This is a genomic window from Bordetella sp. N (genome assembly GCF_001433395.1).
Lineage (GTDB): Bacteria > Pseudomonadota > Gammaproteobacteria > Burkholderiales > Burkholderiaceae_B > Bordetella_C.
In genome coordinates, this window is sequence record NZ_CP013111.1 from 1690841 (window position 1) to 1702672 (window position 11832).

Sequence of the window (11832 nt, forward strand, 5' to 3'; positions counted from 1 at the left end):
CACTTCTGACGCGAGTTCGCGCTTTCACCGTTGTCTTTCTTCCGCGCTTTCAGTACAACCTCATCAAAAGCAGAATGAAAGCCCGCAGCTTTTCGCCAGGAGACGCGATGCAGCTGACGTTGGAAGACGTACAACAGAAAGCAGGATCACAAGTCCTGCTTTATCCGATGAGCCTGGCTCCCCACCCGGGGGCGATGACTATCCTGCTGGGCGTGACCCTGGCCGGTAAGACGTCATTGATGCGTATCATGGCCGGCCTGGATCGGCCCAGCCAAGGCACCGTGCGTGTCGACGGGGCCGACGTTACCCGGGTCCCCGTGCGCGAACGCAACGTCGCCATGGTGTATCAGCAGTTCATCAACTATCCCTCGCTGACCGTACGCGACAACATTGCGTCGCCTTTGCGGCTGCGCTCGGCCGATCAAGTGGACGAGCGGGTGCACGCCATGGCCAGCCGGCTTCATATCGACCATCTGCTCGACCGATATCCAGCCGAACTGTCGGGCGGGCAGCAGCAGCGCGTGGCGTTGGCCCGCGCGCTGGTCAAGGAAGCGCCCCTGGTCCTGCTCGACGAGCCCTTGGTCAACCTCGACTACAAATTGCGGGAATCCCTGCGCGAGGAGCTCGCAGGCCTGTTCGAGGAGGGCGACTCCACCGTGGTCTACGCGACCACCGAGCCTGCTGAAGCCTTGTTGCTGGGAGGATATACGGCCGTCCTGGATGCTGGCGAGCTGCTTCAATACGGCCCGACGGCGGAGGTCTTTCATCGCCCGCGCTCGATTCGGGTGGCAAGGGTGTTCAGCGACCCGCCCATGAACCTCTTTCAGGCCCGGCGCGATGGTCAGGGTTTCGTGTTGCGCAGCGGTCTGCGCGTGCAGCGCGAGTTGCCGGCGAGCGCCGGCCGCGCCGACATCATGGCGGGATTGCGCGCCGGCGCCTTGCGCCTGGAGCAAAGGCCGGGCAGCGTGGCGCTGGAAGGGGCGGTCAAACTGGCGGAAATCTCCGGGTCCGACACCTTCGTGCATGCCACCACCGCCGACGGCGACGTGGTCGCGCAACTGTCCGGCGTACATCGCTTCGAGTTGGGCACGCGTGTCCAGCTGCACTTCGATCCTGCTCAGACCTATGCCTTCGACGCCGCCGGTGATCTGCTGGTAGCGCCCTCGTACCGCGAATTGCCGCGCGAGGTGGCGTAATGGCCAGCATCGAACTGGATCTGTCGCATTCGTACGTCTCACATCCTATCTCGGACGAAGACTATGCCTTGCTGCCCTTGAACTACACCTTTCGGGACGGCGGCGCCTACGCGCTGTTGGGACCCTCCGGCTGCGGCAAGACGACCCTGTTGAACTGTATCTCGGGCCTGCTGCGCCCGTCGTCCGGAACCATACGCTTCGACGGGCACGACGTCACCGGGCAGACGCCGCAAGAGCGCAATATCGCCCAGGTCTTCCAGTTTCCGGTTGTCTACGACACCATGACGGTGGCGCAGAACCTGGCTTTTCCGTTGCGCAATCGCAAGATTCCGGAGGACCAGGTACGCGCGCGGATAGGGCAGATCGCTGAAATGCTGGATCTGACGCCTGTCCTGGACCGCCGCGCGCGCAACCTCGCCGCGGATGCCAAGCAGAAGATTTCGCTGGGACGGGGGCTGGTCCGCAGTGACGTCTCGGCCGTCCTGTTCGATGAGCCGCTGACCGTGATCGATCCGCATCTGAAGTGGGAGTTGCGGCGCAAGCTCAAGGAGATCCACAAAGAGCTGAAGCTGACGCTCATCTACGTCACCCACGACCAGACTGAAGCGCTGACGTTCGCCGACCAGGTGGTGGTGATGTCGCGGGGCCGGGTGGTGCAGATCGGCAGCGCGGACGATTTGTTCCTGCGGCCGACGCATACCTTCGTCGGCCATTTCATCGGATCGCCGGGCATGAATTTCCTGCCCGCCCGCTGGGTTCAGGATGGAATCCAGGTGGGTTCGCGCCGTCTGACCGGCCTGGCGCCGGCGCTTGCCCGCAACCTGGCGCAGGCCGGTGAGTTCACCTTGGGCGTGCGCCCGGAGTTCACGAATCCGCGGCCCGAGGACGCGCCCGGCGCCTTGCCGGTGACCGTTACCCGCTTGCAGGATGTGGGTACCTATCTGCTGCTTACGGGTACCTTCGAACAGCATGTGATCCGGGCCCGTCTGCCCTTGGACAGCGAGGCCACGCCACCTGGCAGCGTGGCGTGGCTGTCGGTGCTGAATCCCAAGACCTGTTTCTACCGCGACGAGGCATTGATCCCATGAAACCGATCAATCAGAAAGCCTGGTTCCTGATTCTGCCTGTCGTCTTGAGCGTGGCATTCTCCGCCATCCTGCCCTTGATGACCGTGGTCAATTATTCGGTACAGGACATCATCGCGCCCGACCGCCGCGTCTTCGTGGGAACGGAGTGGTTCGCCGCTGTGTTGCAGGACGAAGAGTTGCACAACGCGCTGTGGCGGCAGATCGGGTTTTCCGTGGCGGTGCTGGTGGTCGAGATTCCCCTGGGTATCTTGCTGGCGCTATGCATGCCTGCGCAAGGCTGGCGGGCGTCGGCGGTCCTGGTCGTGGTTGCCTTGTCGCTGCTCATACCCTGGAACGTGGTCGGCACGATATGGCAGGTCTTCGGCCGCAGCGATATCGGCTTGCTTGGCGCCGCGTTGGCCGGCATGGGCGTCGACTACAACTACACCGGCAATGTCCTGGATGCCTGGCTGACAGTATTGGTGATGGATGTCTGGCATTGGACCCCGCTGGTCGCCTTGCTCTGCTACGCCGGATTGCGGGCGATTCCCCAGGCCTATTACCAGGCGGCGCGCATCGACGGGGCATCGCGGATGGCCGTGTTCCGCTATATCGAGCTGCCCAAGATGCGTGGGGTGCTGATGATCGCCGTGCTCCTGCGCTTCATGGACAGCTTCATGATCTACACCGAGCCTTTCGTGCTCACGGGAGGCGGGCCGGGCAATGCCACGACCTTCCTGTCCCAATATTTGACCCAAAAAGCCGTGGGGCAATTCGACCTGGGACCCGCGGCGGCGTTTTCCATCGTCTATTTCCTGATCATCCTGCTGCTGTGCTTCATCCTCTACAACTGGATTCAACGCGCCGGCACCTCGGGCGCGGCCGACGAGGAGAACGTCCATGCGTGACAAGCCCATCATCTGGCGCAGTGCGTTCCTGATCGTCTATCTGGTCTTCGCCATCCTGCCGCTGTACTGGATGTTGAATATGTCTTTCAAGACCAATACGGAGATCGTCAGCTCGCTGACCCTCTGGCCGCACGATTTCACCCTGCGTCACTACCAGACCATTTTCACCGACCCGTCCTGGTATTCGGGATACATCAACTCCCTTATCTACGTGGTTATCAACACGGTGATTTCGCTGCTGGTGGCGCTGCCGGCCGCCTATGCGTTCTCCCGCTACAGCTTCATCGGCGACAAGCATGTGTTTTTCTGGCTGCTGACCAACCGCATGACGCCGCCGGCGGTCTTTCTGCTGCCGTTCTTCCAGCTGTATAGCGCCCTGGGCCTGATGGACACGCACCTTGCCGTGGCCCTGGCACATCTGGTGTTCAACGTGCCGCTGGCGGTGTGGATCCTGGAAGGTTTCATGTCCGGCGTACCGCGGGAGATCGACGAGACGGCATATGTGGACGGCTATTCCTTCCCGCGCTTTTTCCTGACCATCTTCCTGCCCCTGATCAAGGCGGGGGTGGGGGTGACGGCGTTCTTCTGCTTCATGTTCAGCTGGGTGGAGCTGTTGCTGGCGCGCACCCTCACGTCGGTGAACGCCAAGCCCATCGTCGCCACCATGACGCGGACCGTTTCAGCATCCGGGATGGACTGGGGCGTATTGGCTGCCGCTGGTGTCCTGACCATTGTTCCTGGCGCCATCGTCATCTGGTTTGTGCGGCATTACATCGCGAAGGGATTCGCCATGGGGCGGGTCTAGCAGCACGCGCGCGGTCGGCGTTGCTGCCGCGCGTGGCATCACCAGTGTCTGGCAGTAGGGGTATCGAAGGAGACTCGCATGTTGAACTGGATGGTCTGGACGCTGCCCGTCGCCATATTTTTCGCCTGCATCGTGCTGATGCTGGTGGGGATGACGCTGTTCGAGCTGCGTTCGCCCACGCATTTGCGTAAAGGCTTCCTGCCGATTGCCACCACGCGGGGCGATCGGCTGTTCATCGGTTTGATGTGCGCGGCCTGGGTCAACCTGCTGTTCGTGGGCCTGGACGAACGTTTCGCTACGTGGTTTTCGCTGGAAACGCCGCCGTCGGTGTGGATCAGCTTCGTGATCTCCATGCTGTTGCTGGCGTTCATCCTGCGCAAGGGCTAGCAGCTCCCGCCCGAGGAGTGCCCGATGGTTTTACGGACCAAGGCCCCCGCTTTCCCCGGCCCTGTCCGCCTTACCCCTGGGGAAGGCTACCGAGGAGACAGTCATGAAATTGCGTATGCATGCCGTGGCGGCCGCCATCGCCCTGATCGGAACACAGGGCGCATGGGCCGGAGAACCGGAGGCGAAGAAGTGGATCGATGCCGAGTTTCAGCCTTCGACGCTGTCCAAGGACCAGCAGATGGCCGAGATGAAATGGTTCATCGAGGCCGCGGCCAAGCTCAAGGCCAAGGGGGTCAATGAAATCAATGTGGTGTCGGAGACTATCACCACCCACGAGTACGAGTCCAAAACCTTGGCTCGCGCTTTCGCGGAAATCACGGGGATCAAGGTCAACCACGACATCATTCAGGAAGGGGACGTGGTCGAGAAGCTGCAGACGTCCATGCAGTCCGGCAAGTCCATCTACGACGGCTGGATTTCCGATTCCGACCTGATCGGCACCCATTACCGGTACGGTGCCATCCTGCCGCTGTCCGACTATATGCAGGGCGCAGGCAAGGAATACACCAATCCCGAGTTGGATCTGAAGGATTTCATCGGGACGCGCTTCACGACGGCGCCGGACGGCAAGCTCTATCAGTTGCCCGATCAGCAATTCGCCAACGTGTACTGGTTCCGGGCCGATTGGTTCGCGCGCCAGGACTTGCGCGACAAGTTCAAGGCCAAGTATGGCTATGACCTGGGCGTGCCGACGAACTGGTCCGCCTATGAGGACATCGCGGAGTTCTTCACCAATGACGTCAAGGAACTGGACGGCAAGCGCATCTATGGCCACATGGATTATGGGAAAAAGGATCCCTCCCTGGGCTGGCGCTTCACCGATGCCTGGCTCTCCATGGCCGGCGCCGCCGACAAGGGCTTGCCCAATGGGATGCCGGTGGATGAATGGGGCATCCGGGTCGCCGACGACAAGTGCACTCCGGTGGGGGCGTCGGTGGCGCGGGGCGGGGCGACCAACAGCCCGGCCGCGGTGTATGCATTGACCAAGTACATCGACTGGATGAAGAAGTTCGCGCCGTCCCAGGCTATGGGTATGACCTTCTCGGAATCGGGACCCGTTCCGGCGCAGGGGCATATCGCGCAACAGATCTTCTGGTACACGGCGTTCACGGCCGACATGACCAAGAAGGGGTTGCCGGTGGTGAATGCGGACGGCACGCCGAAGTGGCGCATGGCGCCGTCACCCTATGGGCCGTACTGGAAGGACGGCATGCAGAACGGCTACCAGGATGTGGGATCCTGGACCTTCTTCAAGTCGACCGACCCGAACCGAATGTCGGCGGCGTGGCTCTACGCGCAATTCGTCACGTCCAAGTCCGTATCGCTGAAGAAATCCATTACGGGGCTGACCTTCATTCGGGACAGCGATATCAACAGTGACTACTTCACCAAGAACGCGGCGAACTATGGCGGCCTGATAGAGTTCTACCGCAGTCCGGCGCGGGTGGCCTGGACGCCGACCGGCAACAACGTGCCCGACTATCCCAAGCTGGCGCAACTCTGGTGGAACAACGTGGCAGCGGCCGTGACCGGGGAGAAAACTCCGCAGCAGGCCATGGATAACCTGGCGAATGAAATGGATCAGGTCATGGCGCGGCTGGAGCGGGCAGGGATGGCGCACTGCGCACCGAAGTTGAACGCCCGCAGCGACCCGTCGAAGTGGCTGTCGGATGAGCATGCGCCGTGGAAGAAACTGGCGAATGAGAAGCCCAAGGGCGAGACGATAGCCTATGACAAACTATTGCAGGCTTGGAAGGAGGGGAAGGTGCGGTGAGGTGTGGCTGTACTCTTGAACGGGTTCTGGCAGTCGCCGAATTGCCCCTAAATTTCTAAGAAGTCACATCACGTATAACGCGTAAGTAATGGATAATAAATAATAAATGTAGATTCTAATATTCCTTAGCCCCGCCCGGACGCGGGGCTAGTTTTTCGAATTGGGCGTGAGATAAATGAGCGGCAGTCAGCAGCACGAGCAGGTAAGTAAGTATCTGAGCTATATCCTTCGCCATGAACCCCACTCGATTGGGGTGGAACTGGACTCTGAAGGTTGGCTGGACATCAAGACGTTGATCGACGCCTCCGCCGCACACGGCCGGGTGCTGGATGACGCCCTTGTGCGAGCCGTGGTCGAGACCAGCCCCAAGCAGCGATTCCAGATCTCTGAAGATTCAGAGCGGATTCGTGCGGTGCAAGGACACTCGGCGTCCGAGGTCAAGCGGACCTTCCAGGAGTTGACGCCACCCGCGCTCCTGTACCACGGTACGGCCACGCGTTTCGTGGCTTCGATACTTGAGTCGGGGCTGAGAAAAGGGGAACGGCAATACGTCCATTTGTCCGCCGACCTTCAAACAGCTATTTCCGTCGGCAAACGTCACGGGACACCTGCAGTATTTGCGGTGCAAGCGCAGGCAATGTCCGCCCAGGGTCACAAGTTCTTTTTGGCGGAGAACGGCGTGTGGCTTGCTGACCAGGTGCCCGCGCGCTTTCTTAGTCTCGACCTGCAATAACCGACTCACGAATGGGCGGTGCTAGCGTACCGAAACGGCGTAGGTTCATGGCCGGCGGCGCTGCAATGATGAGCACCCAAATACGGTGATAAGCTTGCACCCCATTCTTGCGCCAACCTTTGTCTACTGACTGAAGCCGTTCATGAAATTCCTGCCGCGTCGCCATGTCTTGACCTCGTTTTTCATTCGCAAGGGCCTGCGGTCGCCGCTTATACAAGCAGGCGTAGCCCTTATCGCGACGGCGGTGGCAGGGGCCGCTTCAGCACAGAGCGCCACGGCCTTACCAGTGAGTATCACCAAGCAGCTCCCCAGGGGCATGACCGTCCTTGCCGCGGAAAAGGCAGGCGACCTGGATGGTGACGGAAAGACGGACTACCTGATTATCCTGGCGCAGCCCCGGGAAGCGGACTACCGGCAGACCGAGAAGCCGGCGCCGGCGCGGCCTATGTTTATTTTCCTGGGCCAGGCTGACGGCAGCTTCAAGCTGCAGTCGCGCAATGACGAAGTGGTGTTCCGCGCCGACCAAGGCGGTCAGTGCGATCCCATTACGGATAACGACGCGCCTTTCGCCACCAAGGGCCGTTACTTCACCGTGCAAAACGGCGTTTCCTGCGGCAGCCACTGGACGGACTACATCACGTTCCGCTACGACGCCAAGCTGCGCGACTTTATCTTCAGCTCGCGCATCTCGGAAACCTGGAAGTTGAATGACAAACCCAAGGGCGACGCCTTGGTCAAGGAAAGTCAACAAGTGGAACGCGCGAATCCCAAGGATCCGATCAGCTTCGCGAACTATAAGATCATGCCCTGAAGCCGATCAGGGAGCGAGATCAGCCGTAAAGCAGGGCAGGTGGGACGCTGGCATCCAGCATCCCGTCACATCCCAAACCACGGCTGCAGCAGCCTCAGCCCCCAGCTCTTGAAACGTATCGGCGCATCAGTGGCGCCGAGCGTGATGCAGATATCGTCGCCACTCACGATGGGCTGATGCTCCACCTCGCTATCCAGGTCGGCGATGTCGCCGGCGCGGAAAATGCCGAAACGGTCGGTGTAAGCCCCGCGCAGAACCAGACTCAGTTCAGAACTGCCGTGGCCATGCTCCGGCATGCGGACGCCGGGGGATAGCTTCAACAGGAACAGCCGACCCTGCGACACTTCCGCATTTGCCATGCGGACGCCAGGCGCCAGGAAACGCCAGCGCAAGCCGCTATACGTCGGGCCGAAGTACGGACGGAGAGCCACGGGCATCTGGTCCTCAGCGCCAAGCGGACGACCGGCCTTGATGCCATCATCAAACTGGCCCTCAGTTAATGCCGCGCGGACGCCGGCAGCTACCGCAGGGGATGCATGCTGAAGCATTGATGCGTCGGCCGCAGCAACATTCGGGACCGCGGCATCCAACCGCCGCAACATCGCCGCCCGCGCATCCGCGCTCGTCCGCGACCCCGCCAAATCGGCGGCCACACCAGAAGTCCTGGGCCCACCAGCCTCCAACAACGCCCCGCCGACCGCGTCCGCTTGCCGCAACCGCCCCCGGCAATGCGCACACATCGCCAGATGCGCGCTGGCGGCCACCGACAGCGCTTCGGGCAGGGCCCCGGCGCTGTAGCTGATCAGAGTCGCATCATCCAAGTGATGTTCAGGTTTCATGGCTTCAATCTTTCAACAACGTACGTAATTTCTTGACCGCCAGACGAATGCTGGATTTCACGGTTCCCAAGGGCATGCGCAAGGTTTCCGCGATCTGGCTATGGCTTTGGGCCTGGAAGTAGCTCATCTGGACTATCGCGGCCTGCTGGGGCGGAAGGCTTTCCAGCGCGACGCGCAGGGCCTGTTCGGACGCTTCCTCATCAGCACTGCTGGTATCGTCGGCAGCCTCGAATTCCTCCAGCACGACCTGGACGGCGGTCCATCCCTTCTCGTTGCGGAAGTGATCGATGTACAGATTCCGCGTGATCCGGTACAGCCAGGTGCTCAGCGTCGCCCGCTCAGGATCGAACTGGTCGGCCTTCTGCCAAAGCTTGAACAAGGCTTCCTGCACCAGCTCTTCAGCCAGACCATTCGGCACACCCAAGCCTTCCAGATAACGGCCAAGGCGGGGCGCGTAGTGGTCGTAGATCTGCATGAAGCAGGCGCGGTCACGGTCGACGGCGACCGCGCGCATCAGCAACGCCCAATCTTGCCGGGCAGCAGAGTCCTGAGCAGGGCCTAGCACTGCATTTCCCAAAACCGTCACACGCTCCCTGGTTGCCGCGGCAGCAGGTTCCATAACGACGCCACGTGGTGGACGCCGCCTGCCAGAACCTGAAACTGGCCGCCAAACCGCGAGCATAGCGGAAGTGTTCATCGGAAGGTCGCGATAGTCCGGACTTTGGTACTGGTTCTACGTGGTAAATGCCGCTTTGGATCACATCCCAAATACCGGGAAATGTAAAAGTTGCTGTGCCGAAAGCCAGGAAACAGGAACCAGGACCAAAACGCTTCATCAGCCCAACCGCTACCTCTTACATTGCTGCGGCACCTTCCGCAGACTCTCCGTATACCCAAGTTCCCCGACCTTGCGCACCAAACGCGCATACACGTCATCCGGCAGACAGGGCACCCGCGCCATGATCCACACATAATCCCGCTTGGATCGCCCGACGATGGTGGTCTGGTAGTTGTCGTCCAGATACGCGATGACGTACTCCGCCTTGATGGGCCAGATGAACTGCATGCCCCAAACGGCATTGTTGGTGTCCGGTTGCACGGTGCCGACCGGATGCATGGTCTCTACCTTGGCGTCGAAACTGCCGTCCCGATAGCTGAAGTCGGTCTGGATCCTGCCATCAGGCAGCAGGTGGTAGCTCTCCACGGCATCGTAGGCGTTGCGTTCCCAACGACTGGGAATGTGCGCGATCACATACCAATCGCCCATGAAGCGGGGCAGGTCCACATGGGCCACGGGCGGCATGGGCGTGGGCGTGCTGCAGCCCGCCAGGATGCCGGCGATGCCTGCGCAAAGGGTGCGTAACATGGCTATTCTCCCGAGGGGCGCGTGAACAGGTAGTGGGCCACGCCCCATTGCTGGCCGTCCTCAAAGCCGAACAGCTCGGCGCAAGCCATCCAGAACATGCGCCAACGCTGGTGCCACAGATCCGCGAGCGGGCCATAGGCTTCGGTCAGCACGGCCTTGGCCTGGGCGGCGCGGGCATCCTGATTGGCCAGCCAGTGATTGGCGGTGCGCTCATAGTGCGTGCCGTCCATGAACCAGCGGCTTTCCAATTGCAGGTCGCGCTGGAAGTGCAGCAGGGTGGATGCCGCCGGCATGATGCCACCGGTGAAGAAATGCCGTCCCATCCAGTTGTCGGCACCGTCGGTTTCGAAGGGATAGGCCCGTTCGCGGTGGGCAAAGATATGGACGAATAGCCGCCCCCCGGGACGCAGCCACTGCGAAATCCGCCCCAGCAGATCCTGATAATTGCGCATGTGCTCGAACATCTCGACTGACACGCAGCGGTCGTAGGTCTCAGAGGGTAGCGACAAGACATTCACATCGCTGGTGATGACCCGTACCCGTTCCCATCCGCGTGCGCGGCACTGCGCCTCGATGTGTTGCCGCTGGGTGGCGGAATTCGAGACCGCCGTGATGCGCGCATTCGGGAAGTGCTCCGCCATCCACAGCGTCAGCGAACCCCAACCGCAGCCCAGCTCCAGGATGTCCTGGCCATCAGCCAGGCCCGCCCGTTCGGCATAGAGCCGCAGCATGGCTTCTTCCGCCTGATCCAGCGTTTCGGTGCCGGTCGGGTAGTAGCAACCCGAATACTTCATGCGGGCGCCCAGGCACAGCTGAAAAAAGGCAGTCGGCAGTTCGTAATGCTGTGCATTGGCGGCATCGGTATGGATGGCCACCGCGCTGCTGCGCAGTTCAGCGATAAGCTGGCTTTCCCGTGCCGTCCAGGCATCGATGCCGCCCGCATACTCTTCCGCCAGGCGCTGCGCGCACATGCGGCGTATGCCAAAGCGCAGGAGCGCATCAGGGACCAGTCCCCGTTCAGCCAGGCCCAGCAGGCCGGGGGCAGGGCGATCAGTGGCAAGTTCAGTGTCGTGCAAGGTCGCAGTCGTCATGGCGTGCCTCATCAGCATTTAGGAAATCAGGATTTGGGAAACCAGGGGAAGAAAGCCGGCGTACGGCGCTGGTAGTCGCGGTAATCCTCACCACGGCTACGCAGGGCTTGCTTCTCAGTAAACGGGATGCCGCTGATCCAGCGCAGGAACACGAACATCAGCACCGGCCCGAGCCAGGACAGCCAGGCCAGCGGCGACCCCCAAGCCAGCGCCACGTAGGCGAACCACTGGCACCACTCGAAGAAGTAATTGGGATGCCGCGAGTAACGCCACAGTCCGGCGCGACAGGTACGCCCGTGATTCGCGGGGTCGTCGCGAAAGCGGTCCAGCTGACGGTCGGCGACGGTTTCGCCCGTCACCGCGGCGATCCAGATCAGCACTCCCAGCACCACCGGCAGACCCTGCGCGGGGCTGATGCCGACGGCAAGAAAAGGCAGGCAGAACATCATCACCAAGCCCGCCTGGAACATGAACATGCCGAAGAATTTGCCTTGATGGCCTTGCCAGTGCTCACGCAGCGCCCGGTAGCGGCCGTCTTCTTCCTTGCGCACGCGCCGCCAGATGTGAGACGCCAGGCGCAGGGACCACACGCCCACCATCACGGCCAGGCAGATCCTGGCGCTGCCAGACCCCAGTCCCGTGGCGGCGATCAACAGCCCGCTGCCGCCCATGCCCAGCGACCAAATCACATCCACGATCCCGGCATTTGTATGCCGACGCTGCCAGTTCCAACCCAGGGACATGGCAACGAGCATGCATGCGGCGATGATCGACCACTGTTGCCACGGGGTCATG

General features: G+C 61.5%; 13 protein-coding genes. 8 read left to right on the forward strand and 5 right to left on the reverse strand.

The genetic code is table 11. The features are described from left to right. Window positions 1-107 precede the first annotated feature (107 nt). The 8 genes from ASB57_RS07215 to ASB57_RS07250 all read left to right on the forward strand — a co-directional run bounded on the left by ASB57_RS07215 (window position 108) and on the right by ASB57_RS07250 (window position 7741). A complete protein-coding gene (locus ASB57_RS07215) occupies window positions 108-1196 on the forward strand; it encodes an ABC transporter ATP-binding protein (protein WP_057651616.1) in 1089 nt (362 codons plus the stop codon). Next, window positions 1196-2284, forward strand: a complete 1089-nt coding sequence (locus ASB57_RS07220) for an ABC transporter ATP-binding protein (protein ID WP_057651617.1) — start codon at window positions 1196-1198, stop codon at window positions 2282-2284. Before ASB57_RS07215 ends, ASB57_RS07220 begins: the two co-directional genes overlap by 1 nt. Continuing rightward, entirely contained in the window at window positions 2281-3171 is an 891-nt protein-coding gene (locus ASB57_RS07225) for a carbohydrate ABC transporter permease (RefSeq protein WP_057651618.1), read from the forward strand. The genes ASB57_RS07220 and ASB57_RS07225 overlap by 4 nt, the downstream gene beginning before the upstream one ends. Next, window positions 3164-3976: a carbohydrate ABC transporter permease gene (locus ASB57_RS07230; protein ID WP_057651619.1), complete on the forward strand. Its 813-nt coding sequence runs from the start codon at window positions 3164-3166 to the stop codon at window positions 3974-3976. Before ASB57_RS07225 ends, ASB57_RS07230 begins: the two co-directional genes overlap by 8 nt. 78 nt (window positions 3977-4054) lie before the next feature. Further along, a complete protein-coding gene (locus ASB57_RS07235) occupies window positions 4055-4363 on the forward strand; it encodes a DUF2160 domain-containing protein (RefSeq protein ID WP_057651620.1) in 309 nt (102 codons plus the stop codon). A 103-nt stretch (window positions 4364-4466) separates the two neighbouring features. Beyond that, window positions 4467-6197 (forward strand): ABC transporter substrate-binding protein, encoded by a 1731-nt coding sequence (locus ASB57_RS07240; protein WP_057651621.1) that lies wholly within the window; start codon window positions 4467-4469, stop codon window positions 6195-6197. Window positions 6198-6372: 175 nt separating this feature from the next. Continuing rightward, a complete protein-coding gene (locus ASB57_RS07245) occupies window positions 6373-6930 on the forward strand; it encodes an RNA 2'-phosphotransferase (RefSeq protein ID WP_057651622.1) in 558 nt (185 codons plus the stop codon). A gap of 142 nt (window positions 6931-7072) precedes the next feature. Next, a complete protein-coding gene (locus ASB57_RS07250) occupies window positions 7073-7741 on the forward strand; it encodes a hypothetical protein (RefSeq protein ID WP_197424986.1) in 669 nt (222 codons plus the stop codon). 65 nt (window positions 7742-7806) lie between these two features. Here ASB57_RS07250 and ASB57_RS07255 read toward each other — a convergent pair whose 3' ends face one another. From ASB57_RS07255 to ASB57_RS07275, 5 genes are all read right to left on the reverse strand, one after another. Next, window positions 7807-8580, reverse strand: coding sequence for a ChrR family anti-sigma-E factor (locus ASB57_RS07255; protein WP_057651623.1), 774 nt, complete (start codon window positions 8578-8580; stop codon window positions 7807-7809). A 4-nt stretch (window positions 8581-8584) separates the two neighbouring features. Continuing rightward, window positions 8585-9094: a sigma-70 family RNA polymerase sigma factor gene (locus tag ASB57_RS07260; RefSeq protein WP_057655987.1), complete on the reverse strand. Its 510-nt coding sequence runs from the start codon at window positions 9092-9094 to the stop codon at window positions 8585-8587. Between the two features lie 333 nt (window positions 9095-9427). Next, the gene (locus tag ASB57_RS07265) at window positions 9428-9946 is read right to left on the reverse strand and encodes a lipocalin family protein (protein ID WP_057651624.1); all 519 of its coding nucleotides are present in this window, start codon (window positions 9944-9946) and stop codon (window positions 9428-9430) included. A gap of 2 nt (window positions 9947-9948) precedes the next feature. Further along, entirely contained in the window at window positions 9949-11037 is a 1089-nt protein-coding gene (locus ASB57_RS07270) for a cyclopropane-fatty-acyl-phospholipid synthase family protein (RefSeq protein WP_057655988.1), read from the reverse strand. A gap of 26 nt (window positions 11038-11063) precedes the next feature. Beyond that, window positions 11064-11831: a DUF1295 domain-containing protein gene (locus ASB57_RS07275; RefSeq protein ID WP_057651625.1), complete on the reverse strand. Its 768-nt coding sequence runs from the start codon at window positions 11829-11831 to the stop codon at window positions 11064-11066. Window position 11832: the final 1 nt, after the last annotated feature.

Bases quoted from the DNA above. Each gene is read 5' to 3' on its own strand.
- ASB57_RS07215 (WP_057651616.1), top strand. From the start codon at position 108: ATGCAGCTGACGTTGGAAGACGTACAACAGAAAGCAGGATCACAAGTC.
- ASB57_RS07220 (WP_057651617.1), top strand. From the start codon at position 1,196: ATGGCCAGCATCGAACTGGATCTGTCGCATTCGTACGTCTCACATCCT.
- ASB57_RS07225 (WP_057651618.1), top strand. From the start codon at position 2,281: ATGAAACCGATCAATCAGAAAGCCTGGTTCCTGATTCTGCCTGTCGTC.
- ASB57_RS07230 (WP_057651619.1), top strand. From the start codon at position 3,164: ATGCGTGACAAGCCCATCATCTGGCGCAGTGCGTTCCTGATCGTCTAT.
- ASB57_RS07235 (WP_057651620.1), top strand. From the start codon at position 4,055: ATGTTGAACTGGATGGTCTGGACGCTGCCCGTCGCCATATTTTTCGCC.
- ASB57_RS07240 (WP_057651621.1), top strand. From the start codon at position 4,467: ATGAAATTGCGTATGCATGCCGTGGCGGCCGCCATCGCCCTGATCGGA.
- ASB57_RS07245 (WP_057651622.1), top strand. From the start codon at position 6,373: ATGAGCGGCAGTCAGCAGCACGAGCAGGTAAGTAAGTATCTGAGCTAT.
- ASB57_RS07250 (WP_197424986.1), top strand. From the start codon at position 7,073: ATGAAATTCCTGCCGCGTCGCCATGTCTTGACCTCGTTTTTCATTCGC.
- ASB57_RS07255 (WP_057651623.1), bottom strand. From the start codon at position 8,580: ATGAAACCTGAACATCACTTGGATGATGCGACTCTGATCAGCTACAGC.
- ASB57_RS07260 (WP_057655987.1), bottom strand. From the start codon at position 9,094: ATGCGCGCGGTCGCCGTCGACCGTGACCGCGCCTGCTTCATGCAGATC.
- ASB57_RS07265 (WP_057651624.1), bottom strand. From the start codon at position 9,946: ATGTTACGCACCCTTTGCGCAGGCATCGCCGGCATCCTGGCGGGCTGC.
- ASB57_RS07270 (WP_057655988.1), bottom strand. From the start codon at position 11,037: ATGACGACTGCGACCTTGCACGACACTGAACTTGCCACTGATCGCCCT.
- ASB57_RS07275 (WP_057651625.1), bottom strand. From the start codon at position 11,831: ATGACCCCGTGGCAACAGTGGTCGATCATCGCCGCATGCATGCTCGTT.